This is a genomic window from Pseudenhygromyxa sp. WMMC2535, assembly GCF_011083025.2.
This window is the reverse complement of sequence record NZ_JABJWV010000001.1, coordinates 7,150,150-7,174,143: the sequence shown is the minus strand read 5'-3', so window position 1 is coordinate 7,174,143 and position 23,994 is coordinate 7,150,150. Positions and strand designations below refer to the sequence as shown.

Below are 23,994 nucleotides of genomic sequence, written 5' to 3'. Positions count from 1 at the left end.
TCGTGACCTCGGCGGCTCTCGATCCCTATCCGAGCCCCGAGCAGCGCGAGCGCGAAGCCGACGAGCGAGCAGCCAAGCTGGTCGCCGCCGGCTTCGCTTGTGAGCGCGTCGAGTACGGTCAGAGCGTGGAGGGGCGGCCCTTGCGAGCCATCGCCCTGCGCGCCCCTGGCGTGGGCGACTCGGCTCCCAAGGTCCTGGTCTGCGCCAACATCCACGGCCCGGAGTTCATCGGCAACCGCATCGCCCACGGGCTGCTCGCGGCCGCCCTCGCGCCCACCGCCCCGGCGCCCCTGACGGCCCTGCTGGCGCGGGCGCAGCTGTGGATCGCCCCCTGCCTCAACCCCGACGGCTACGCGCGCACCTGGGCGCGGGCCGGACGGGGCGCCCTGCCCGAGCTGCGCCACAACGCCCGCGGCGTGGATCTCAACCGCAACTGGCCGCTGCCGGCGGGCGCCCGCCGGCTCCCGCTCCCCGGGGCCGGCAGCGACCGCCCCGGAGACGCGACCTACCGCGGCGCGGCCCCCCTCTCGGAGCCCGAGACCGCGAGCCTGGACGCCCTGCTCGCGGCCCAGGGCTTCCACGCCAGCGCCAACCTGCACAGCTTCATGGGCACGCTCTTCCCGGCCCGGGTCTGCGATCGCCCGAGCTTCGTCGCCTACCGCCAGCTGTGCCGCGCGCTCCGGGCCAACCAGGCAAAGACCCGCTACCTCCGCCTGGCCAGCCGGCTCTTCGACACCTTCACGGGGGAGCAGGAAGACCACCAGCACCACACCCGCGGCTGCTGGTCGGTCTGCGTCGAGTCCTTCCCCCTGCTCGCCAGCTTTCGCCAGCATCTGCGGGCGCCCGCCTTGTTTTGGCGCTTCAACCCCCACGATCCCCGGCCCTGGGTCGACAACGATCTGCCGGGGGTGGCGGCCTTCTTGCTGGCGAGCCTCGATCGCCCTGCGCCGCGCTGACGCCCAGCGCTCCGAGAGTGCGTATACTCGCGCCCATGTCTGCCCTCAGCCCACTCCTGCGTAGAACCAGCAAGACTGGCATCTACGCGACCGCGGTCCTCGTCCTCGTCTCCCTGCTCGGCCTGTGGCTGGCCTCCGTCTACGCCGACCGCGGCCCCTGGTATGCCGAGTACGGCGCGCTTCGACGGGTCTTCGCCTTCGTGGTCGGCGCCGGCCTCGGTCTGGCCATCATCGCCGGCGAGCTGATCGACTCACGCGAGGTGAGAAATTTTCGCCGTGTCCGGCTCATGGGCGCCTGGTGTCTCGCGTGCCTCGCTGGTCTCGCGCTGACCTGGCTCTTCCCGCGCCCGACCATCGCAGGCGCCCAGGCGGCCTTCACCGCCAAGGACTTCGACCACGCCTCGACCGAGCTCCTCGCCGCCGAGGCGAGAGGCGCCGATCCCTCCGAGGTCGCGCGCCTGCGAGAGGCCCTCGCGGCCGACCGGGAGAGGCGAGCCGCGTCCGCGCCACCGCCCAAGACCCGCGACGATCACCTCCTCGACCGCATCGGCGACGACTCCCTGCGCGTCGACACCACCTTGGTCTTGCGCAGAGAGTGGCGAGACCCGGACAAGCAGGCCGTCGCGCGCAAGCGCGTGCTCGACCGGGCGCAGGCCATCGCCGACGCGGCGTGGGAAGCCGAAGACGGCGCCAAGCTGGCCCGCATCGCCAGAGACACCGCCGGCATCGATGAGGCCTTCACCGCCGAGTGTGAGCAGCGGGCGGCCATCGCCACCGCGCAGCGCTGCCTCGAGCGCCAGCAGTCCCAGTGCGCGCGCGAGAGCCTGCGCCCCCTCGACGCCCTCCCGGAGGGCGAGCTGCCCCCTGCCCTCACCAAGCGCCTCGAGGTCCTCCACGCCGAGCTCGGTGAAGCCCCCGAGGCTGAAGGTTGACGCCTCGCCACTCGTGGCGCTCGAGCTCGACGAGGTAGCCGTCGAGCTGCCACAGCGCCTCCCAGCGCCGCGGCTCACAGCCGCGCGGATCGACGAGCGAGTCGCACTCGACCCGGCCTCGTGTCCGCAGGCGAGCGCCCCGGCCCGCGTCCCGCTCGAGCTCGGTCCAGGTCACCCCGGCCTCGGCGTCGTGCTCGAACACCAGCCAGTCCGCCGCGACCTCGCTCATGCGGCCGTCCCAGGCCCAGACATCGAGCATGATCCGGTCGCGGCCCGCGAGCGCGCGGAGCAGCAGCGCCTCGCGCCCGTCATCGAAGAGCTCGCTAGCCTCGATCGTGACCGGGTCCGGAGCTGAGATACCGGCGCCGTCGAGCTCCGCCCGAGCCCGATCCGTGAGCGCGTCGTGACCATCGAACGCGAGGTGGATCATGGTCCCGGGCTCGATGCACCAGCGATCGTCGCGGGCGAAGAGCGGACGCACGAACACGTGGCGCGCGTGCGGGTCGTCGAGCCGCGCGATGACGAGCTGCTCGCGGGGCGCCCGGCCGTCGAGCTCGACGCTGCGCAGCTCGACCGCGCGCGCGACCGCTTGGGTCCAAAACAGCTCCGCGTCGTGGCGCGCGAGGCCGAGCTCAGCGAGGTGGCGGCTGAGGTCGAGGCCGGCGTCGACGGTCGTGAACGCGGCAGCCCAGCGGTCGAGGTCGACAGCGACGCAGCGCGGCTCGACGGGCTCGGGCAGGCGCGAGGGACCCGGCTCGGTCGTGGTCCCGACCGCCAGCGAGCGCGCCCAGCTCGTCGGGAGCCGCCCCCAACAGCGGACATCCGCGAGCGTCGTCGCGTCGCGCTCGAGCCCGCAGCTGTGGTCGCCCTCGACCCACAGCGCGCGGGCCTCGATCTGCGGCCAGACAGGCACCGCGACCACGGACGAGCCGACGGGCAGGCCCTGAGCGAGCTGGCCGTCATCGCCGTGGCCCCAACACCAGACCCCGCCGTGTTCGTCGCGCGCGCAGGCGTGGGCCCGGCCGACGTCGAGCTCGACGGCCACGGGCAGCCCCGCGATGACCACGGGCGGCCGCGGATCGACGTGGCGATCGAAGCGCGGCCCGCCGAGCGCCTCGCCCCAGCACCGCACGGTGCCCTCGCGCTCGCGCACGCAGATCAACTCGCCCTCCGCGGCGACCTCGACGGCCTCGGGCAGCCGCGAGGGCTCGGCGTCGGGCACCGCCACGGGGACGCAGCGCAGCCCGAGCTCGGCGAAGCGCCCGCACAGGCCGAGCTCCCCCGCGACCCAGATTCCTTCGGCGGCCGCGAACTCGGGGTGCGTGGCTTCGTAGCCCGGGACCGCGCCAAAGTTCCACCTGCAGGTCGCGCCGACGTCACGATCGAGCGTGCACAGCACGTCGCCGTCGAGCGCGAACGCGTCGACGCCCTCGAACGCGTAGCGCCGCAGCTCGCTCAGATCGCAGACCAAGCGGCCGTCGCGGTAGAGGACGCAGAGCCTGTCCTCCCCGCGCTGGAGATCGACGACGTCCCGCTGACCGTTGGCGATCGCGTCGGCTCTGTCGCACTCGACGCGGCCCCGACGGACCAGGCACGGACCCGGCAGCAGCGCCGGGCTCGCGGCCGGGGCCGAGCTCGAGCGGACGGGGTCGGCCGGGGACGGGTCGAGGCGCCCGACCGTGCAGGCCATGGACGTCGCCGCGGCCAGGGTTGCGAGGCGCCATCCGAGCGCGACCGACGACGGCCCCGGCTCGCAGCGCTGACAGATCTCGCAGGCCCCCATCTTCAGGGTTTGTACGCTTTTTTGCGCCGCTTCGCGTCCTGCTTGCAGCCGCCCAATGTCCCGCCCGATGTCCTGCCAGTAGAGCGCACTCGGCTGGCTCGAGTACTGCGGGTATCGCCTTGCGTGACTGTGATCCCTACATTAGCGCCCGGCGCCAAAGGGATCCTTGAGCTCCGGGTTCACCCGCCGCGGCGGGTCGTCCTTGGTCCGCGAGGGCTTGGTCTCCTCGGGCTCGGGCTCGGGCTCCGTCTCTTCGGGCTTGGTCGTCTTCTTTGTCGACTTCTTGGTCGACTTCTTGGTCGAAGACGTGGTCTTGACCGCCTCGAGCACGTACTCGTAGCGCTTGTCCCGGACCGGGATGATCTCGATCTCCTTGACCTCGTAGCCCTTGGCCTTGAGCGCGAGCTTGATCGGCTCCTCGGACTTCTCGACCGGCACGCCCTCGTCGCTGTTGGTCATGCCGTAGATGGCGTTGTCGAGGGGATCGAGGATCTTGGCCGCGACCGGGTTGCCCTCGCTGTCGTTGGTCGAGATGTGATAGGTGACCGTCTCGGCGCCGACGGCGATCTCCTTGACCTTCTCGGGCTCCTCCGGCTCCTCGACCTCCTCGGGCTCGGGCGCCTCGGGCTCGTCCTGGCCGGCGACGACGGCGGGGTCTTGCTTGGTGTCCTCGGCGGCCGTCTTGGGCTCCTCCTTGCCACCGATGAGCAAGAAGGCGGCCACGGCCCCCGCGATCAGGACACCGCCGCCGAGGCCGATCCACAGCCCGGCCTTGGACTTGCGCTCGGGCTCGCCGTAGGCGGCGGCCATGGGCGGCATCGTGGCCGGGGCCATGCCGGTGAAGGTCATCTCGCCGGTCGAGGGCCGGGCGATGTTCTCGGCGACCACCGCGACCGCGCCGGTGCCCGTGCCCACGGCCTCGATCGCCGCGGAGAATTCGGCCATGGACGCGAAGCGCAGCTCCTTGTCCTTTTGCATCGCCTTGAGAATGATCGCCTCGACCTCGGGGGGGATGCCCGCGTCCGGGGCCACGGCCGAGGGCGCCTCGGGGACCTCGAACATGTGCTTGGTCAGGATCCCCATGAAGGTGTCGGCCGTGAACGGGACCCTGCCGGTGAGCAGCTCGTACATGATCACGCCGAGGGCGTAGACGTCGACGCGATAGTCCGGCGGCGCGCCCTGGGCCTGCTCGGGCGACATGTACTCCGGGGTCCCAAAGATCATCCCCGTGCGCGTGAGGCCCTTGCCGCCCTCGCCCGGCTCGTCGGAGGTGACCTTGGCGATGCCGAAGTCGAGGACCTTGATGAAGTCCTCGTTCTTGCCCCGCTTGATGCGGTAGCAGTTCTCCGGCTTCATGTCGCGGTGGATGATCCCGGCCTCGTGGGCGGCGCCCAGGGCCCGGCAGATCTGGAGCATGATCGGCTTGACCCGCGCCCAGGGGATCCGGCCCTCGCGCTTGACCGTGTCCGAGAGGTCCTCGCCCTGGAGATACTCCATGACGAAGAACACCGAGCCGTCCGGCGTGTCGCCGAAGTCGGTGATCTCGACGACGTTCTCCTGGCTGATCATCGAGGCCGCCCGGGCCTCCTGCAAGAAGCGCTCGCGCAGGTCCTCTTTGTGGGCGTACTCGTGGCTGAGCACCTTGACCGCGAACTTCTTTTTGATGGTCGCGTGCTCGCCGAGGTAGACGGTGCCCATGCCGCCCTCGCCGAGGCGGCTCATGATGGTGTAGCGGCCGAGCAGGGTCTGGCCGGAGAGGTCCTGGACGGTGGGCCCGCTCGGCGTGGGCGCCACGACCGGGGGCGCCGCCTCTGCGCCGACGGCGAGCATCGTCCCGCCGCCGCCGTCACCTTGGGCCTCCCCCTGGGCCTGGGCGGGGCTCTGGCCGACAGCGGGCGGCTGGCCGCTGGCGGCGATCGTCCGCGCCGGCGGACGGGACGGGGTCGGAGGAGGCCCCGCGGCTGGCGGACCCTCGTTGGAGGCGATCATCGTCCCGCCGTTGGTGTTTGCTTTCGAATCAGCCATGAAGTCGCTCGTCGGATCGGGGGCCAGGGCTAGCGTACCGCATTTTCAGGCGCGTCGACCGGCCCGCGAGCGTCTTCGACCGCCCGTGGCGGGCGGGTATTCGCCCCTGCCCCCGCTCGCGCGTGGGCCCCGGTGAGCGGGATGCGGCTTTCATCCAACAAAGTGAACGGCGATCAGGGTGAGCATCGCGGCGACCATGGCCGTGCCGGCGACCAGGAGCACGAGCTGGAGCTGGCGCTGGCGAGCCCGGCGACTGCGCTTTCGGCGTTTCGTGGGTATGGGCGTCGGCGTCGGAGTCGCCCGCGGCCCAACGTCGACATGGGGCGGCGTACCGAGGATCCGCGCAGGGCGGTTCCCTCGCGTGACCCCCTCGTCGCCAGCGCGGATGATGATGCTCGGCCGCCGCGGCCGGCCAGTCTCGAGCTCCTCGTCGCTCGCCCGCTTGGCGGAGAAGCTGCCCGTAGCCGGGCCGTCGTCGTCCTCCGCGGTCTTGTGCGCGCCGGCCACCGCCCCCGAGCCGAGCATGATGGTCGCCCGCCTGCGCTGGCCGGCCGCGATCTCGGAGAAGCTGTCGAGATCTGCCTTGGCGGCCTCCTCGAGCAGGCGCACGACCTCGAGGGCCGATCCCGGCCGCTCACTGCGAGGCTTGGCCAGGAGCCGCGCGAGCACGGCCTCGATGTGCGGCGCCGCGGCGAAGCTGGGATCGATCTCGCGCAGCGGCGGCGGCAGGTCGTAGACCTGCTTGGTCATGGTTCCGACCTGAGTGTCGCCTTCCAGCGGCAGGCGCCCGGTCAGGGCCTCGTAGAGGATGATGCCGAGGGAGTAGAGATCTGCGCGAAGATCGACCTCTTCCCCGCGAGCCTGCTCCGGCGACATGTACTCGGGGGTGCCGACGACCGAGCCGGTCACCGTCAGCCGAATGTCCCGGCCGATGTCCCGCGCGATGCCAAAGTCGAGGACCTTGACCTGCTCCGGCGCCTCGGCCGTGGCCGGGACCAAGAACACGTTGTCGGGCTTGAGGTCGCGGTGGACGATACCGGCCGCGTGCGCCGCAGCGAGCCCACGGGCGATGGTGCAGACCAGGCGGACCGCTCGCTCGGGCTCGAGGGCGCCGAGCTGCCGGATCTCGCTTGCCAGCGAGTGACCCGGGAGCAGCTCCATCACGTAGAAGGGCGAGCCCGTGGCCGTGGTCCCGTAGTCGCTGATGTCGACGATGTTCGGGTGCTTGATGCTGGAGGCCACCCGCGCCTCCTGGGCGAAGCGCGTGGCGATCTCTCGCTGCTTGGCGTGACGCGGGCGCAACACTTTGACCGCCACGGCCTTGCCGATCATCACGTGGGTCGCCCGGTAGACCACCCCCATGCCGCCGACGCCAATGCGCTCGTCCACGCGGTAGCGCTCGCTGAGCACCTGGCCGACGAGGGCCTCCTCCTGGTCGGCCGTCTCGGCGCGCCCGAACGCCTGCACCTGCGCGCCCGATCCAGGCCGCAGCTTCGGCTTCGACATCGGATCGACCTGCCCGCTGCCAGCGAGCATCGGTGCCTGGATCCCGGGGCAGGTGTCTTCGTCTGCCTCGCGCACGGGCACCCCAGGCGCCGGCTCGGCGGCCGGCTCCCAGCTGCTCCCACCACCAGGTGTTCCGCTCGCGGTGGCAGGCTCCCAGCGCGAAGACCCCGAGGACGAACCCGCAGCCGCGGGCTCGGCGGCGCTTTCGACTTGCGCCTCGGGTCGCTCGCGCTCGGTGACGAGCCGAGACCCGTCCATCGGGCAAAACCCGGCTTCGTCCGCGAAGCGAGCCCCACATTCGGGGCAAACGCGCATCCTGGGCAGCCTAGACGGCCCCTGACGACCGGTCAACGTGAACTAGACGCCACGCGCTCTCCCCGATCCGATGTGAGCTCACCCGGCCTCGGGGGCCCAGGTCCCCCGGCCAGCGACCGTGCTATTTCGCTCCTCATGTCGCCCAAACAGGTGATCGTTGGTCGAAGGATCGACCTCGAAGAGGTCCATCGTGTCGCCCGCCTGCGCGCCAAGGCGGTGCTCAACGAGCATGCTGAAGCAGCGCTGTCACATACCCGTGGCCTGCTGGAGGCGTCGCTGGCCGATGGATCCACGATCTATGGGGTGAACACGGGCTTTGGCGCCCTCTCGGAGACCCGCATCCCGCCCGAGAAGCTCGCCCAGCTCCAGCGGAACCTGCTGCGTAGCCACGCCGTGGGCGTCGGCCCGGCCTTCGCCGAAGATGTCGTCCGCGCCCTGATGATGCTCCGCGCCCACACCCTCGCACTTGGCGCCTCGGGTGTTCGCCCGCTCCTCCCCCAGCGCCTCCTCGCGCTCCTCGACGCGGGGATCGTCCCCCTCGTCCCACGCCAGGGTAGCGTCGGCGCCAGTGGTGATCTCGCCCCCCTCGCCCACCTCGCCCTCGCGGTGATCGGCGAGGGCGAGGTCTGGCTCCATGGCGATCGCATGCCCGCCGATCGAGCGCTGGCCCGCGTCGGCCTCGAGCCGATCGAGCTCGCCCCCAAGGAGGGGCTGAGCCTGATCAACGGCACCCAGGTGACCACGGCCGTCACCGCGCTGGCGATCCACGACGCCCGCGAGCTGCTGATGGCGGCCGACATCATCGGCGCCATCAGCCTCGACGCCATGCTCGGCAGCGTGCGGATCTGCGATCCGCGGATCCACGCCGGCAAGCCGCACCCCGGCCAGCGGCGCAGCGCCGAGCTGATCGCCGAACTGATCGCCGACTCGCCCCTCAACCGCTCCCACGCCAACTGCGGGCGGGTCCAGGACGCCTACTCGCTGCGCTGCATGCCCCAGGTCCACGGCGCCGCCCGGGCGGCGCTCCAGTACGTCGCCGATGCCGTGGAGATCGAGCTCAACAGCTTCACCGACAACCCCCTGGTGCTGCTCCGCGAGCCCAGCGACGATCCCGAGGATCCCGGCTTCGACGTGCTCAGCGGCGGCAATTTCCACGCCGGCACCGTGGCCCTGCCCGCCGACCACGCGAGCGCGGCGCTGACCACCCTGGCGACGATCAGCGAGCGCCGCCTCGATCGCTTCTGCGCCCCCGAGAGCTCCCGCGGCCTGCCGGCCTTCCTGTCCAACGACCCCGGCCTCGAGAGCGGCTTCATGATGGCCCAGGTCACCGCTGCGGCCCTGGCCAGCGAGTGCAAGACCCTGAGCACCCCCGCCTGCGTCGACACCATCCCGACCTCGGCGGGCAAGGAGGACCACGTCAGCATGGGCCCGATCGCCGCGCGCAAGCTCGGGGCCGTGGTCGCCAACCTCGCCCGCGTCCTCGCCATCGAGGCCGCCGTCGCGGCCCGGGCCGTGGACTTGCGCGAGCACCCGAGCAGCGAGCGACTGATGGCCGTGCACGCGGCGATCCGCCGGCACCTCGGGCCATTCGAGGGCGATCGCAGCCTCAGCGCCGAGCTCGAGGCGCTGGCCGGGGCGATCGTCCGAGGCGAGCTGCGCGAAGCCGCCGGGCTGGCAGCGGAGGGCTCCCAGCCCAGCTGAGCCCAGCTGAGCCCAGCCGAGCCGAACCGGTCCGATCGGGCTGGTCCGCGCGAGCGAACTCGACGGCGGCTGGGCCGGCCTCGCGTGTGCCCGAGCGGGCTGGTTCAGCCGCCCTTGCGCCGCCAAAACTCGACCCGCCCGATCCGCGGCGCCCTCGGATCGCGGCGGTAGTTCGCGCGCAAGAAGGCTCGCAGCTCGCGGAATTCTCGAGCGGGTACGGTCGAGCCGAGGACGACATAGATCGGGCGCTGGGCGTCGAGATCGGCGATCAGCTGCGCGGCGTAGTCGGAGTCGACGAAGCGCGCGGGCGAGCTCCCGCGGCGCCAGGTGTCGTCGTTGGGCTGGGTGAGGATGCCCCAGGACTTGTAGATCCGGCTGGCGCTGCGCATCCCGGTGAGCGGGTAGACGTCCCACAGGTGCCAGCCCCACACCCAGATGCGCTCGTCGGCCGCGCTGTTGGCGAGCAGGTGCGCGGCGATGGCCCGGCCGCCGAGGTCGTGGGCGCGGGCGCGGTCGGCCCGGGCGTAGTCGAGGAGCAGTGACTGCCGCAGGATCAGTCCGGCGACGAGGATCCAGGCCGGCACGCGTGCCAGCCAGCGCGGGCGGGTGCGTCGGCCGAGCAGGCCCCAGGGCGCCGCCGCCATCAGGCACAGCGGCGCGGCGCAGGCCAGGAAGTAGCCCTTGTAAAAGCGCAGGCCGAGGCTGGCCGCGAGCAGCGTGGCCGCAAACCACAGGCCGAGGAAGGCGAACTCCCGCCGGCTTCGCGGATCGAGCAGCGGATCCGCGGCCCTGAGCGCCCCTGCATCGGCCCCATCTCCGGTCTGCACGCGGGCGCGGCGAGCCGCCAGCGCGACCGCCCCGGCGAAGGCCGCCAAGAGCAGCGGCAGCGCCAGGAAGTGCGCCGTGGCCAGGGCCCCCTCCGAAAGCTCGGCGAGCAGCGAGCCCTCGCGCGCGCCGAGGTAACGCAGCCCCCACTTGCTGAGCACGTAGCCGTCGACGAGCGCGCCCAGGGCTCCGCGGCTCAGGTAGATGGCGGCGATCGGCAGGTGCGCGAGCACGAAGCCCGCGAGCACCCAGGCGACCGCGATCGCCCGCGCGCGCGCGCCTTCTCCAGCCGTCACCCAGGCCATGATCATCAGGACCACGAGCACGATCCCGTCGGGTCGCTTGCACAGCGCCGCGAAGCCGGCCGCGAGCCCTGCGACCACCCACCAGGTGGCCCGGGGGCGCCCCGCCCGAGCACGCGTCGCCTCGATCCCCAGGGCGAAGGCGGCGATCTGCGGCAGGTTCGCCCAGGTCACGTAGTTGGCGTCCATGGAGTCGAGGTGGGCGTCATGCAGAGCGTAGAGCCCTGCGCCAACGACGGCGCCCAGCCGCCCCCACAGCCGCCAGCCCAGACCCGCGACCACGATCAACCCAGCGAGCGCCCAGACGTTGGCCCAGATCTGAAAGCAGGCGATGTCTCGGCCGCCGCCCGCCAGGACCCGGGCCAGGTAGAAGCTCCCCGGCGCCTTGAGCTCGAGGGTGTCGACATAAGGCAGGCCGCCGTCGACGAGGACCATGGCGTTGTAGAGAATCCCCGCCACGTCGTGGGAGGCGAAGCCGCCCTGGCGAAAGCCCGGCCAGCGCAGCCACGCGGACGCGGCGACGATCGTCACGAGGGCGATCACGCTCACCCAGTCGAGGGTCGTCCTCACGCCAAAGGTGGCCGCGGCAGGATCGCTAGCTGTCCCCTGGCTCGGGCTCGTCATCGGGCTTTGCCAGCCTCGCAGCTGAAAGCTCGGGCTGTCAACGCGGGAGCTGCTATGCAGCCCGAGCCACCATGCTCATCGCCCCTCCCAAGCCCATCGGCAGCGTCGCCATCGTCGGCGCCGGCATCAGCGGCCTCGCCTGCGCCCGAGAGCTCGCCGCGGCGGGCCGCCAGGTCGCCCTCTTCGACAAGTCCCGCGGGCTCGGCGGGCGTAGCTCCACGCGGCGCGCGAGCACGAAGCAAGGCGCGCGCACGAGCTTCGATCACGGCGCCCAGTACTTCACGGTCCGCGACCAGGGCTTCGCCGAGCTCGTCGCGCGCTGGCGCGACGCGGGCAAGGTCCAGCCCTGGCATCCGCGGCTGTGGCGCATCGACGGCGGTGGCGGTGGCGGTGGCGGCGGCAGCCTGCGCAGCCCCGGCGCCCAGCCGGTCGAGGACGATGTCGAGCGCCTCGTCGCGGTCCCCGGCATGAGCACCCTGGGCCACGCCCTGCTCGCGGAGATCGACCCCCGCACCCTCACACACCACCCGCGCACGCGCATCACCGAGGTCCGCCGCGAGAAGTTCGACTGGGAGCTCTTCGACGAGGACGGCCGCAGGCACTCCGGCTTCTCCATGGTGGTCCTCGCCCTCCCCGCGGGGCAGATCCCGCCTCTGCTGGGCACCGGCGTCCCCAGCCTCGCAGGCCCGGCCAGCGCCTGTCGCTTCGATCCCTGCTGGACCGTGATGATCTCCCCCACCCGCCCCCTCGGCCTCGACTTCGACGCGGCCTTCGTCTCGGGCTCGCCGCTCGCCTGGATCGCCAACAACGCCAGCAAGCCCGGGCGACCTGACACGCCAGCGTGGGTGCTCCAAGCCAGCGGCGCGTGGACCCGCGACAACCTCGAGCGAGACCGGGCCGAGGTCGGCGAAGACCTGCTCGCGGCCTTTCGCGCCCTCGTGGATCGCCGCGTCGAGGCCGAGATCACCGGCGTCCATCATTGGCGCTACGCCAAGCCCGATCCGCTGCCCGAGCCCTTCTTGCTCCACGCGCCGGGCAGTGGCATCGGCGCTCTCGGCATCGGCGCATGTGGAGACTGGTGCGGAGGCCCCCGCGTGGAGGGAGCCTTCGTGTCCGGGCGCAGCCTCGCCCGAGCGATCCTCGCCCGCGGCGCAGACCCGACTCAGTAGGCCGCCGCCGAGCCGCCGTCACGGGTGACGTCGGCCACGGCCTCGATCTCGCCGCTCTCGGGGTCGACCGCGATGCAGTTCGCGTGGCCGATCCGCCAGCCGCGAGTCCCCAACTCGTGGCCCTTCTTCTCGAGCGCCTTGGCGAGCTTGGGATCGAGGCCCTCCTCGTGCCAGACCGTGTCGGGCTTCCACTGGTGGTGGATCCGCAGCTCGCGGACGGCCTCGAGCAGCGGGCGGTCGTAGTCGATCAGCTGCATGATGATCTGCGCGACGGTCGTGGTGATCGTCGGCCCGCCGGGCGATCCGACCACGGCGCGGAGCTTGCCGTCCTTGGTGATGATCGTCGGGGTCATGCTGCTGAGCATGCGCTTGCCCGGGGCGATGGCGTTTTGCGGGCCCTGGATCAGGCCGAACATGTTGGGCGCCCCGACCTTGGCCGTGAAGTCGTCCATCTCGTTGTTGAGGATCACCCCGGTGTCGGGGATCACGACCTTGGACCCAAAGCCACCGTTGAGGGTGTAGGTGTTGGCCACGGCCATACCGGAGCCATCGACGACGGAGAAGTGGGTGGTCTGCTCCGACTCTTTGATCTCGACCCCCGCGCCGACCTGATCCGAGGGCGTCGCCTTCTTGGGATCGATGTCGGCGACGCGATCGTCGATGTAGCTGACGTCGAGCAGGGTCTCCATCGGGATCTTCACGAAGTCCGGATCCCCGAGCAGAAGGTTGCGATCGGCGTAGGTCCGGCGGAGGATCTCGACGTAGGTGTGGACCTGGGCCGGCGAGTGCCACGGCTTGGCGCGCAGGTTCAGGACCTCGCTGGCCGCGAGGATCTGACGCAGCACGACGCCGCCTGCCGAAGGCGGGGGCATCGCGATGATCTCGTGGCCGTGGTAGTCGAAGCGCAGCGGATCACGCTCGACGGCCTCGTAGTTGGCGAGGTCCTCGGCCGTCCAGATCCCCCCGCGGGCGCGGACCTCCTCGGCCAGGTGCGCGGCGAAGGGTCCGGCGTAGAAGCCGTCGCGGCCGTCTTCGGCGATGCGCTGCAGCGTGGCCGCCAGGGCCGGCTGACGCCACACCTCGCCGGCCTCGTAGTCCACGCCCCCCGGCTTGCGAAAGTAGGCCGCGCTCTCGTCGAAGCCGGCCTTGTCCATGCGCTTGGCGGCGTAGGCCAGGTCCTCGGCGTGGAACTCGTCGAGCGTCCAGCCGTCGCGGGCGAGGGCCACGGCCGGGGCCACGACCTGCGACCACTCGAGCTCGCCCCAGTGCTGGTGGGCGTACCAAAAGCCGGCCACGTCGCCAGGGATGCCCGCGGCCTTGGCCCCGAGGGTGCTCTGATTGGTGAGCTCGCCCTTTTCGTCGAGGTACATGTCGGCCGTCGCCGCCCCCGGGGCGACCTCGCGGTAGTCCACCGCCGTCGCCTCGCCCTCGGGGAAGCGCACGACCATGAAGCCGCCGCCGCCGATGTTCCCGGCCGAGGGGTGCGTGACCGAGAGCGCGAAGCCCACGGCGACGGCCGCGTCGACGGCGTTGCCCCCGGCCTCGAGGATCTCGAGGCCGACCAAGGTGGCGTTGGCCTCGGCGCTGGCCACCGCCCCATGGCTGCCCTCGGCGTGCTCGACGAGGGTCCGCGCGGGCGCGGGCTCCCCGACCGGATCGAGGTGCATGACCAGCGGCGCCTCGGCCTCCGCGCCTTCGCCCCCCGCGACCTCCGTCGCCGGATCGGCGGCGGGCTGGGGCTCCTCCGTCGGCGCCGAGTCCTTGCAGGCGCCCACCGACGCCACGACTCCACAAGCCATGGCGAGCGCGCAGGCGCGCGCGAGACCGAGACCGAGACCGAGACCGAGATCGATAACCAGCTCCCCGAGTGGTCGCATGGCCGCAGGGTACGAGCACGCGCGCGGGCAATCCATCACCCCCCATTCCCCAAAAGTGCGCGCAAAACACAAAGCGCGGACACTCACGAACAATATTCGACTCTGCTCGCTGAGAACCTTGACAGCTCGGTGTCGCTAGTTCACATTCCCCCCCGCCTCGCAAGGGGCTCCTACCGCCTCCCCACTCGTGGGAACCGTTCGGGCATCGTCTAATGGTAGGACGGCGGATTCTGGTTCCGCTAATCAAGGTTCGAATCCTTGTGCCCGAGCTCCCCTGACCGCTTCCTTCTTCGAAGCAAACACCCCGCATGGCCCTGTGGTCTAGCGGTTAGGACGGCGGCCTCTCACGCCGCAATCCCGGGTTCGATTCCCGGCAGGGTCAGCACAAAGCCCCCGCCCATCTTGGGCGGGGGCTTTTCTTTTGTCTCGACGCCCTCAGCTGCGGATCTCCTCGGGCGACCTTTCCTGTAACCTGCGAACGAGTGAGCGTGGTCGACGAGAGGGAGCGCCTCGAGGCCGAGTCCGTCGGGCTCGCGGCCGGTGCGGAGCTCCCCTTCGAGTTTCGGCCCGGGTCGCGCGTCAGCCCCCTGGTGGTCAGCTTCCCCCACGTGGGCCTCGAGTGGCCCGCGGAGCTGGGCCCGCGACCCCAGGTCAGCTTCCCGCGAAACGCGGACTACGCGGTCGATCGCCTCTATCCGCGCGCGGAGCAGCTCGGCGCCGCCACGATCCGGGCCCGTTACTCCAGGCTCGTCGTCGACCTCAACCGCGCAGGCGATGACATCGGCCTGGAGGTCGTCCCCGATCACCCTGCGCCACGACCGAGGGCGAGCCTCGGGGCGTCGATCCAGGTCGGCGAGAGCCGCCGGAAGATCCGCAACCGCGGCGTCGTCTGGCGCACCGCCGTGGGTGGCACCCCTTTGTTCGCCACCCTCTCCTACCGCGACTTTCACCGCCGCATCGAGCGCTACCACGCGCCCTATCACCGCGCCCTCGCCAAGCTGCTCGAGCGTCGACGCCAGCGCTTCGGCTACGCCATCTTGCTCGACGCGCACAGCATGCCTGGCAGCGTCGGTGGAGATCTGGTCCTCGGCACACGCGGCGGACGCAGCTGCGGCGAGGCGGTCCGCGAGTTGGCCATCGCAGCCCTCGATGGCCGCAGCCTCCGCACCTGCAATGGCCGACGTGGCACCTGGCCGCTGCGCCTCGCCGTCGACGACCCCTACCAAGGCGGCGAGATTGTCGCGGCCTTGGGCCAGCCGCAGGCGCAGATCCACGCGATCCAGCTCGAGGTCAGCCGCGCGCTCTACCTCGACGAGTACGACCTGGAGCTCGCGCCAGTGCCCCCCCCCTACACGGATGGACCTGCCCGGCCCAGGGGTCGGGTCGCCAGCGGCTCGCGAGCCGCGCAAGCCCGCCTGGCACGTCGCCGCCTCGAGGCCCTGGTCGACACCATCGACCACCTCGTCCGCGAGCTCTCCCGCGAGCGCCCCTCGCTGGCGGAGCCCGGCGTGGATCCCGAGTCGGGGTCGGAGCGCGGCCCGCTCTGCGCCGAGTGAGCCCACCCGCGGGTGACGCGTGGCGCCACGAGCGGGCGGCGGCCAACGCTCGAGGCGCCGATCTGGTTCGGCACAGATCGCTATCGGTTCACAATTTCAGGGGTGAACACCAGGGCGTGTTCTTGCATGAACAGTCCCTTGTGTGAGCTGGCCGTGGGACGCTACACTGGCGACGCATCGTCGAGGCGGACGTCGACAGCCACCGCCTCACCCGAACGCACCCGTCAATTATGCAGCTCCGTGGGCCAAGGCGTGCGGATCGGGTCGAAGGACGATGACGAAAGGACTCGCGGTCGTGAACCAAGCCAACAAAGAAGCCGACGCCTTTGATGACCTCCTCGGACAGCTCGTCGACGAGCTGGCGATGACGCCGGCTGCCGAGCCCGAGCCTGAACCCGAGCCCGAGCCCGAGCCCGCCCCCGCGGCCAACCAGGCCCCCGCCGACACGGCCTCGGTCGAGATCGCCGCGCCCCCGCCCAAGAGCAGCGGCCTCGCCATCGCTGGCATCATCGGTGGTGCGATCGTCGTCGTCGGCATCGCGGCTGTCGTCATCCTCGGTGGCAAGAAGGAAGACCCCGTCGCCCAAAACGACGAGGCTGCCGCTGCCGCCAAGCCGGACGAGGCCAAGACCGACACCGAGAAGGCCGACGAGCCGCTTCCCCAGCCGCCCGGCGCCACGCCTCCGGCCACGGGTCAGCCCGGCGATCCCAACGCTGCCGACCCCAACGCGCCCGTCGACCCCAACGCGCCCGTCGACCCCAACGCCCCGGTCGATCCCAACGCCGATCCCAACGCCGCCGCCGATCCGGCCGCGGCGGCTGCCGCTGCGGCGGCCGAGGAAGAGGCCAAGAAGGCCGAGGAAGCCAAGAAGAAGAAGCGTCGCCGGAAGAAGAAGAAGAAGAAGTCCGGCGGCACGACGACCAAAAAGAAGGCCGCCGACGCCTTCGAGGATCTCTAGTCGGCCGCGCCCTCACCGGCCTCTCTCAGGTAGCTCGTTCATGCGTCGCCTCCACTTGCCCGTCGCGCTCCTCACCGCGCTCGCAGTCTCCTCTTCGACCTCTGGACTCGCCCTCGCCGCGGTCCCCCCTGCGCCCTCGCAGCCCGCAGCCGAGCCCGCTCCGGCACCTGCGCCCACGCAGAACCTCAGCGAAGACGAGAAGATCGAGCTCGCCAAGCAAAAGTACATGGAGGCCGAGGGTCTCGCCGCCCAAGACCGCTGGGTCGAGGCCGTGGTCCTCTACGAAGAGGCCTACTACCTGGTCCCGGGCAAGCACGGCTTCGCCCACAAGGTCGGCGTCGCGGCCTTCAGGGCCGGGGACTGCGACAAGGCCAACACCTACCTCAAGCACTTCCTCACCTACGGCGACGCCGACAAGCACGGCGACAAGATCGACGAGGCCAAGCAGATACTCGGTGAGATCTCGGTCTCTGGCTGCGCCAGCGACAGCAGCGGCGGGACTAGCCTCGGCGGAGGCGGCAGCACGGCCGACCCCCAGGACGATGAAGATCCCCTGGGCGACAGCAGCCGTGAGACGCGGCAAAAGGACGCCGCGCAAGCCCGCAAGGACAAGAAGGACGAGAAGCGCGGCCTGCTCATCGGCGGCGCCGTGCTCACGGCCATCGGCGCCTCCGGGATCATCCTCGGCGTCACCGGCCTGGGCATCGCCAACAGCTCGGCCAACACGCTCCAGCAGCTGTCCTCCAACTCGACCAACACGGGCTTCCCGACCGGCGACTACGCCTGCCGCGACGTGAGCAGCTCCGAGTGCCCCTTCGATCTCGAGAGTCGGCTGCGCGCCGGCAACGGCCTCGGCTACGCTGGCTTCATCATCGGTGGCGTCGGCCTTGCCGCGGGCGTGGCCCTGCTCGCCATCTACGCGACCAAGAAGAAGAAGAGCGGCGGCGGCATGGAAGAGAACCCCGACGCTGGCGCCGGCGTGGCGATCAGCGGGCTCGGGCCGATGATGCTCCCCGGTGGTGGCGGCGGCGCGGCCGTCGAGCTTCGCTTCTAGTGGCCAGGAGCCGCTCCAAGGCCCGGCGCTCGACGTCAGGCGCAGATGAGCACGAGCTCATCCAACGCCGGCGCGGTCGCGAGCGCGGGACCTTGGGTCTCGATCGCCAGGGCACCCCCGTCGCCCTCGCCTACCCCAGCCCCTACCACGTGGGCATGTCGAGCCTGGGTTTTCAGACCCTCTATCGGCTGCTCAACGCCCCGGGTGCCGTGGGCTGCCACCGCGTGTTCCTGCCCGAGGCCTGGGAGCGCATGGCCCTGCCCTGGCCGCCTCGCAAGCGCCCCGCACTGCTCAGCTACGAGGCCGAGCGCCCGCTCTCGAGCTACGCGATCATCGGCGTCTCGGTCGCCTACGAGCTCGAGATCGCCGGGCTGATCCGGCTGCTCGAGGGCGCGGGCATCCCCCTGCTAGCCGCCGATCGTGGCCCGCGAGATCCGATCATCATCGGCGGCGGGCCGCTGACCAACAGCAACCCGAGCGTGATCCTCCCCTTCGTCGATCTGCTGATCGCCGGAGAGGCCGAAGCGCTGCTGCCCGAGGCCGTGGCCACGATCCTCGACACCCCCGGCCGACGCCAGGCGATCGACGCGGTCGCCCGGCTGCCCCACACGATCCGCGGCGAGATCGAGCCGGGCCTGTTCGAGCCGCTCCCCGACATGGCCAACGCCCCGCGCGAGGCCCTTCCGGCATACTCGGCGATCGTCACCCCGGACACCGAGCTCTCGAACATGTTCTTGGTCGAGCCCGAGCGCGGCTGCTCGCGGCGCTGCACCTTTTGTGTGATGCGCGGGGCGACCACCGGGGGCATGCGCCTGCTCGACATGGCGCTCCCGCTCTCGCTCGTCCCCGAGTACGCGCCCAAGGTCGGGCTGGTCGGGGCCGCGGTCACCGATCACCCCCAGCTCGAGGAGCTCGTCGCGCGCATCGCCGAGCAGGGCAAGGGCGTGGGGATCTCGAGCCTGCGCGCGGATCGTCTGACCCCGACCTTGCTGAAGAACCTCGCCGCCGGCGGCTACCGGACGATCACCGTGGCCTCCGATGGGATCAGCGAGCGCATGCGCCTGGTGCTGGATCGCAAGATCCACGAGCGCGACCTGCTGCGCGCGGCCGAGCTCATCGCGGCCGGCGGCTTCCACCGCATGAAGGTCTACGAGATGATGGGGGCGCCGGGGGAGACGGACGAGGACGCCGACGAGCTGGTCCGCTTCGCCCTCGAGCTGTCCAAGATCGTCCGCCTGACCCTGACCTTCTCGACCTTCGTCGCCAAGCGCAACACGCCCCTCGACGGCCGGCCCTTCATGGGGGTCAAGGCCGCGGAGGCCCGGCTGGATCGCATCCGCCGGGGGCTCAAGGGCAAGGTCGAGCTGCGCCCGCAGCCGCCCAAGTGGGCCTATGTCGAGCACTTGCTGGCGCAGCGGGGGCCCGAGGTGGGGCACGCTGCGATCGCGGCGGTGCATGCTGGGGCGAGCTATCGGGACTGGCTGCAGGCGATCGAGCCGCTGCCGGAGAGCGGTCGGGCGCTGCGCTTTGGGGATGAGCGGCGGGTGGCGTTGCGCAAGGGGTTTGCGGCGGCGCGGGGGCGGCTGCCTGTCGTCGATTGAATCGCTCTGGGGGGGGGGGGCGGTTTGCGGGGGTCTTGCTTTCTGGCGGTGCACCGCGGCCTGTTCGGCGGAAGCCTTCCCACACCTGCGCTCTCGCCGGGTGGCGGGCGACCAACATGACGTAGCAGCCTAGCCGGCTCGGTGCTCGGCGCGGGCCCCTTCCGCTCGAGCGGCCTGCTCTACGTTGGCGAGGAGCATGCTGGTCCTCGTGGGGAGGTCCCCGTGAGCATGGAGGTGCTGGGGGGACGCGGTTTGCGGGGGTTCTTGCTTTCTAGCGGTGCACCGCGGCCTGTTCGGCGGAAGCCTTCCCACACCTGCGCTCTCGCCGGGTGGCGGGCGACCAACATGACGTAGCAGCCTAGCCGGCTCGGTGCTCGGCGCGGGCCCCTTCCGCTCGAGCGGCCTGCTCTACGTTGGCGAGGAGCATGCTGGTCCTCGTGGGGAGGTCCCCGTGAGCTTGGGGGTGCGGGGGGGGATGCGGTTTGCGGGGGGTCTTACTCTGGCGGTGCACCGCGGCCTGTTGGCGGAAGCCTTTTCCAAATTGGAGACGCGGGCGAGGCTCTTTGGCGCTCGCCCGCGTGCAGAGGGGTCGGGGCGAGTCAGAGGGTCGCGCTCTCGCCCTCTTGCTCGAGCGCTTCGCGGGCGGCTCGGGCGGCGTCGCGGAGGGCTCGGGCGCCGGCGTCGTGGCGGCGCTCGAGGGCGCGCCAGGCTCCGCCCAGTTCGCGCAGGCTGATCAGGGTGTCGGGCTCGGCGTCTTTTTGGGGACGGGCGAGGAGCCTCAGGCGGCGCATGTGGTGGTCTTCGACGGTCTCGCCTGCGAGCAGCGCGGCGATCTCTCGGGGGCGGGCGTTGACGCCCTCGAGGTCCGTGCGCAGGCGAAAGCGCAGGAGGTCGGCCTGTTCGTCGATCTCGACGGCGAGCAGGCGCGGGCCGAGGTCGACGGTCACGGTCTTGCTGCCGACTTGCTTGCGTCGGCCGCGACGCTTCTTTTTGACCCGCTGTTCGCGGGTGATGGTCAGGCCTTCGCTGGCGAGGAGCTCGTCCACGCGGGCGCGCAGGCCGGTTCGGGCCGCGTCGGACAGGCCCTCGAGGGCCACGCCGAAGTCGGCGCCAGCGACGAGCTCGCCCAGGGTCTTCTCGCCCGAGGGGACGAGGCGGGCGCCGAGCAGGACCATGCCGGGCGGGGCGACCGGGCGCAGGCGCTCGAGCAAGACGTCGGCCATGGCCTCGCGCTCGTCGTCGCTCAGCAGCCCGGCCATGTCCTCGGCGGAGCGCTCGAGCAGCACGTCGCAGTCGACGACTTCTTCGTCTCCGCCCATGCCCAGGGCGATGGCCGGGCCGAAGCTCATGCGCGGCTGAGGCGAGAAGCCGCGCGAGAAGCCGAGCTCGACGCCGGCGCGGCGGAACATGCGAGGGATGATCCGCACGAGGTCGAGCTGGCTCATGAAGCGCAGCGTGCCGACCTTGGCGAAGAACAGCCGGACCTTGCTGAAGGGGGCCTCGGCGTTGTGCTTGAAGGCGCTGTCGTCGGCGAGGTTGCTCGCGGCCACGCGCCCGCGCAGGCGCTCGAGGGGGACGAGCGCGCTCGCGGGGCCCTCGCTGGCCTGGGCCTGGGCCCGCTGCTCCTCGGCGGCCTGGTCGGCGAGGACCCGCTCGGCGCGATCGGAGAGCGCGCGCAGGGCCACGATCCGCTCCTCTCGCATCTCACCGAGATCACAGGCCACGCCGCAGTCGTAGCAGACCAGGCGCCGGCGCTCGGCCTCGGCCGCGGCCTCGGTGGTGTGGTGGACCTTGGCCCCGGCCGGCTTGCCGCAAGGCGGCGAGAGCCGGCTGCCCAGGGCCTTGCGATACTCGCCCTCCAAGAAGCCGGCCTCGAAGCCCATGTCGAGGTGCGACCAGGGCAAGGGCGCGCCCACGGGCAAGGTCCGGGTGTAGACCTCGGGGCGCACGCCTTCGGCCTCGAGGGCGTCGAGCCACAGCTGGAAGTCGAAGCGCTCCTTCCAGCCGTCGAAGCGCGCCCCCGCTCGATAGGCGCGCTCGAGCACCCGGCCGAGGCGACGATCCCCGCGGGCGAACAGGCACTCGAGCCAGCTCTCGCGCACGTCGTGGGTCTTGAGCCCGAGCTTGGCCCGCTTGGCGAGGTCGCGGAGCATGCGGACCTTGCCGTCGAGGTCCTCCATGCTGTCCATGGCCGCCCACTGAAAGGGCGTGTGCGGCTTGGGGACGTGCTGCGAGACCGAGATCGTGACCTGGGGGAGCTCGGTGATCACCCCCTCGCGGACCTGGGTGCGGGCCTCTTCTCGCACGGCTCGCCCGGTCTCGACGATCCCGACAACATCGACCTCGGTCTCCGTGGGCAGGCCCATGATGAAGTACATCTTCATGCGCCCGTAGCCGCGCTCGAAGATCCGCCGGGCCGAGGTCAGGATGTCCTCGTCGCTGACGTTCTTGTTGATCACGTCGCGCATGCGCGCCGTGCCGGCCTCCGGGGCGAAGGTCAGGCCGTCGATGCCGACGGTCTTGATCTCGTCGAGCAGGCTCTCATTGAGGCCGTAGGCGCGCAGCGAGGCGATGCCCAGGGAGACCTTGCGCTTGGCGAGCTCCGGGACCAAAGCCTTGATCAGCGGATCGATGCACGACACGTCGGCGGTGCTCAGCGCCGTCAGGCTGGCCTCGTCGAAGCCGCCGGCGTCGGTGCCCGCGAGCACGGCGTCGACGATGTCCTCGGGCCTGCGCTCGCGCACCGGGCGATAGATCATCCCGGCCTGGCAAAAGCGGCAGCCCTCGGTGCAGCCGCGGGTGATCTCGACGCTGGCGCGATCGAAGATGGCCTCGGCGTAGGGCACCGGGAAGCGCGTCGGGAAGGGGTAGGCGTCGAGGTCACGGACGTAGATTCGCTCGACCCGCTCCGGGGCGCCGGCCGCCACGCCTGCGGGCGTGCGCCCGACGACGACCTCGAGCCCGGTGCGCGGATCCTCGGCCACGGCGTAGAAGCTCGGCACGTAGATCCCCGGCATCTTCGCGGCCGCGGCCAGGATCGCCGCGCGACCGGCCTTGGCCGCGCGCATGCGGCCGATCGTCCGCAGGAGATCGGGCAGCACGTCCTCGGCCTCGCCGACCAAGAAGAGATCGATGAAGGGCGCCAGCGGCTCGCCGTGGGTGGCCGTCGGCCCGCCCGCGAGGACGATCGGCTCGTCGTCCCCGCGCTCGTCCGCGCGCAGGCTCAGCCCGCCGAGCTCGAGGTTGAGCAGCGCGTTGCTGTAGCTGAGCTCGTACTGCAAGGACAGGCCGACGACGTCGAAGTCACGCAGCGGCGTGTGGCTCTCGAGGCTGATCAGCGGCAGCCCGCGGGCGCGCAGCTCCGCCTCCATGTCGGCCCAGGGCGAGAAGGCCCGCTCACAGCACAGGTCCTCGGACTTGTTGATCAGATCGTAGAGGATCCGCGTGCCCAGGTGGCTCATGCCGATCTCGTAGAGATCGGGGAAGGCCAGCACGAAGCGGCAGCTCAGCGCGGCGTGATCTTTGACGATCGACTGCTCCTCGCCTCCGAGGTAGCGCCCGGGCTTTTGCATCCGGGCCAGGAAATCGGCGTAGGGGTGGCTCGCCATGGTCTGCGCTGGCATACCATGGGCTCGAGCACGAACCAGCCCCGGCTCCGCTCACTACGCGGACGTGACGGATCCCCGGGCCCGGAGGGGGTTGCGCCCTCCCCCTCGGCTCTTAAGATCGCGCCTCGAAGACCCAGCCCATGAAAGACCTCTACGCATCGCTCGGCGTCGAGCGGACGGCCTCCCAAGACGAGATCAAGAAGACCTACCGCAAGCTCACGCGCCAATTTCACCCCGACAAGAACCCCGGGGACAAGGCCGCGGAGGAGCGCTTCAAGGAGGTCTCCCAGGCCTACGAGGTGCTCGGCGACAAGGAAAAGCGCGAGCTCTACGACGAGTTCGGCGAGATGTCCCTGACCCAAGGCTTCGACGCCGAACGCGCGCGAGCCTACAAGCAAGCCCGCTCCCAGGGCTTCGGCGGAGGCTACGGCGGCTCCCCCGGCTTCGGCGGCGGCGGCTTCGGCCCAGGCGGCTTCAGCTACAACTTCAACGACTTCGGCGACGCCCGCGAGACCAGCTTCGACGACCTCCTCTCCCGCCTCTTCGGCGGCGGCCGGGTCCACGCCGGCGCCGACGCCTTCGGTCGCGGCGCCCCGCGCTCACGTCGCGGCCAGGACGTCCACGGCGAGATCAGCGTGACCTTGATGGACTCCCTGCTCGGCGTCACCGTCCCCCTCCGCGTCGAGACCAACGGCGACAGCGCACGCACCCTCGACGTCAAGGTCCCCGAGGGCATCACCGACGGCGGCAAGCTCCGCCTGCGCGGCCAGGGCGGCCAGGGCGACCCCGCCGGCGACATCATCCTCACCGTCCGCGTCCTCCCCGGCAAGAACCTCCAGCGCGACGGCACCAACTTGCGCTCCAAGCTGCCCGTCACCGCCCTCGAAGCCTATCGCGGCGGCCCCGTCGACGTCCCCACCCCCTGGGGCCCCGTCACCATGCGCCTCCCCGCCGGCGTCCAAAACGGCCAAACCATGCGCCTACGCGACAAGGGCGTCCGCCTCCGCGGAGAACCCCGCGGAGACCTCTTCGTGACCCTCGACGTCCGCCTCCCCCCACCCGGCGACGAAGAGCTCCTCGCGGTCCTCGAACGCCTCCAAGGCGAAGAAGAGCTCCGCCGCGAAGACGCCCTCGACTGAGCAACTCGCTCCCTGAAAGACACCCCCTCGCTCACGGGGACCTCCCCACGAGGACCAGCATGC

General features: G+C 71.3%; 15 protein-coding genes and 2 tRNA genes. 11 read left to right on the top strand and 6 right to left on the bottom strand.

From position 1 onward, the window contains the following. Positions 1-2: 2 nt before the first annotated feature. Together G6O69_RS27890 and G6O69_RS27885 are read left to right on the top strand one after the other, a co-directional pair. On the top strand, positions 3-956 hold the full coding sequence (locus tag G6O69_RS27890; RefSeq protein WP_172306520.1) for a M14 family metallopeptidase: 954 nt from the start codon (positions 3-5) through the stop codon (positions 954-956). A 35-nt stretch (positions 957-991) separates the two neighbouring features. Continuing rightward, complete coding sequence (locus G6O69_RS27885) at positions 992-1,888, top strand: hypothetical protein (protein WP_172306519.1); 897 nt, start codon at positions 992-994, stop codon at positions 1,886-1,888. Here the strand turns inward: G6O69_RS27885 and G6O69_RS27880 are convergent. The 3 genes from G6O69_RS27880 to G6O69_RS27870 form a co-directional block, all read right to left on the bottom strand. Then, positions 1,827-3,671 carry an RCC1 domain-containing protein gene (locus tag G6O69_RS27880; protein WP_172306518.1) on the bottom strand — a complete coding sequence of 615 codons (1,845 nt, stop codon included), beginning with the start codon at positions 3,669-3,671 and terminating at the stop codon, positions 1,827-1,829. The genes G6O69_RS27885 and G6O69_RS27880 overlap by 62 nt on opposite strands. 141 nt (positions 3,672-3,812) lie before the next feature. Beyond that, a complete protein-coding gene (locus G6O69_RS27875) occupies positions 3,813-5,696 on the bottom strand; it encodes a serine/threonine-protein kinase (protein ID WP_172306517.1) in 1,884 nt (627 codons plus the stop codon). 150 nt (positions 5,697-5,846) lie between these two features. Continuing rightward, complete coding sequence (locus tag G6O69_RS27870) at positions 5,847-7,460, bottom strand: serine/threonine-protein kinase (protein WP_172306516.1); 1,614 nt, start codon at positions 7,458-7,460, stop codon at positions 5,847-5,849. 192 nt (positions 7,461-7,652) lie between these two features. Between G6O69_RS27870 and hutH the strand changes: the two genes are divergently transcribed. Beyond that, complete coding sequence (gene hutH / locus G6O69_RS27865; RefSeq protein ID WP_172306515.1) at positions 7,653-9,218, top strand: histidine ammonia-lyase; 1,566 nt, start codon at positions 7,653-7,655, stop codon at positions 9,216-9,218. Positions 9,219-9,322: 104 nt separating this feature from the next. Here the strand turns inward: hutH and G6O69_RS27860 are convergent, their stop codons facing one another. Further along, the gene (locus G6O69_RS27860; RefSeq protein WP_172306514.1) at positions 9,323-10,969 is read right to left on the bottom strand and encodes a hypothetical protein; all 1,647 of its coding nucleotides are present in this window, start codon (positions 10,967-10,969) and stop codon (positions 9,323-9,325) included. 71 nt (positions 10,970-11,040) lie between these two features. On the opposite strand from G6O69_RS27860, the gene G6O69_RS27855 reads away from it, so the two are divergent. Further along, complete coding sequence (locus G6O69_RS27855) at positions 11,041-12,138, top strand: FAD-dependent oxidoreductase (protein ID WP_172306513.1); 1,098 nt, start codon at positions 11,041-11,043, stop codon at positions 12,136-12,138. Here G6O69_RS27855 and ggt read toward each other — a convergent pair. Continuing rightward, a complete protein-coding gene (gene ggt, locus G6O69_RS27850; RefSeq protein WP_255215894.1) occupies positions 12,132-14,015 on the bottom strand; it encodes a gamma-glutamyltransferase in 1,884 nt (627 codons plus the stop codon). The two genes, G6O69_RS27855 and ggt, sit on opposite strands and share 7 nt — an antisense overlap. A 198-nt stretch (positions 14,016-14,213) precedes the next feature. Between ggt and G6O69_RS27845 the strand changes: the two genes are divergently transcribed. From G6O69_RS27845 to G6O69_RS27820, 6 genes are all read left to right on the top strand, one after another. Further along, a tRNA-Gln gene (locus tag G6O69_RS27845) sits at positions 14,214-14,284 on the top strand. 41 nt (positions 14,285-14,325) lie between these two features. Further along, a tRNA-Glu gene (locus G6O69_RS27840) sits at positions 14,326-14,397 on the top strand. Positions 14,398-14,503: 106 nt separating this feature from the next. Next, complete coding sequence (locus G6O69_RS27835) at positions 14,504-15,571, top strand: N-formylglutamate amidohydrolase (protein ID WP_172306512.1); 1,068 nt, start codon at positions 14,504-14,506, stop codon at positions 15,569-15,571. 295 nt (positions 15,572-15,866) lie between these two features. Then, complete coding sequence (locus G6O69_RS27830; RefSeq protein WP_172306511.1) at positions 15,867-16,529, top strand: hypothetical protein; 663 nt, start codon at positions 15,867-15,869, stop codon at positions 16,527-16,529. 40 nt (positions 16,530-16,569) lie between these two features. After that, positions 16,570-17,583: a hypothetical protein gene (locus G6O69_RS27825; protein ID WP_172306510.1), complete on the top strand. Its 1,014-nt coding sequence runs from the start codon at positions 16,570-16,572 to the stop codon at positions 17,581-17,583. Further along, positions 17,583-19,184, top strand: coding sequence for a radical SAM protein (locus tag G6O69_RS27820; RefSeq protein ID WP_172306509.1), 1,602 nt, complete (start codon positions 17,583-17,585; stop codon positions 19,182-19,184). Before G6O69_RS27825 ends, G6O69_RS27820 begins: the two co-directional genes overlap by 1 nt. A gap of 599 nt (positions 19,185-19,783) precedes the next feature. Here the strand turns inward: G6O69_RS27820 and G6O69_RS27815 are convergent. Further along, on the bottom strand, positions 19,784-22,807 hold the full coding sequence (locus tag G6O69_RS27815; RefSeq protein WP_176397129.1) for a TIGR03960 family B12-binding radical SAM protein: 3,024 nt from the start codon (positions 22,805-22,807) through the stop codon (positions 19,784-19,786). A gap of 125 nt (positions 22,808-22,932) precedes the next feature. Here G6O69_RS27815 and G6O69_RS27810 point away from each other — a divergent pair, with 125 nt between their 5' ends. Continuing rightward, positions 22,933-23,931, top strand: coding sequence for a J domain-containing protein (locus G6O69_RS27810; RefSeq protein WP_172306507.1), 999 nt, complete (start codon positions 22,933-22,935; stop codon positions 23,929-23,931). Positions 23,932-23,994 lie beyond the last annotated feature (63 nt).

Bases quoted from the DNA above. Each gene is read 5' to 3' on its own strand.
- G6O69_RS27825 (WP_172306510.1), top strand. From the start codon at position 16,570: ATGCGTCGCCTCCACTTGCCCGTCGCGCTCCTCACCGCGCTCGCAGTC.
- G6O69_RS27810 (WP_172306507.1), top strand. From the start codon at position 22,933: ATGAAAGACCTCTACGCATCGCTCGGCGTCGAGCGGACGGCCTCCCAA.
- ggt (WP_255215894.1), bottom strand. From the start codon at position 14,015: ATGCGACCACTCGGGGAGCTGGTTATCGATCTCGGTCTCGGTCTCGGT.
- G6O69_RS27880 (WP_172306518.1), bottom strand. From the start codon at position 3,671: ATGGGGGCCTGCGAGATCTGTCAGCGCTGCGAGCCGGGGCCGTCGTCG.
- G6O69_RS27815 (WP_176397129.1), bottom strand. From the start codon at position 22,807: ATGCCAGCGCAGACCATGGCGAGCCACCCCTACGCCGATTTCCTGGCC.
- G6O69_RS27860 (WP_172306514.1), bottom strand. From the start codon at position 10,969: ATGACGAGCCCGAGCCAGGGGACAGCTAGCGATCCTGCCGCGGCCACC.
- G6O69_RS27855 (WP_172306513.1), top strand. From the start codon at position 11,041: ATGCTCATCGCCCCTCCCAAGCCCATCGGCAGCGTCGCCATCGTCGGC.
- G6O69_RS27885 (WP_172306519.1), top strand. From the start codon at position 992: ATGTCTGCCCTCAGCCCACTCCTGCGTAGAACCAGCAAGACTGGCATC.
- G6O69_RS27875 (WP_172306517.1), bottom strand. From the start codon at position 5,696: ATGGCTGATTCGAAAGCAAACACCAACGGCGGGACGATGATCGCCTCC.
- G6O69_RS27870 (WP_172306516.1), bottom strand. From the start codon at position 7,460: ATGGACGGGTCTCGGCTCGTCACCGAGCGCGAGCGACCCGAGGCGCAA.
- hutH (WP_172306515.1), top strand. From the start codon at position 7,653: ATGTCGCCCAAACAGGTGATCGTTGGTCGAAGGATCGACCTCGAAGAG.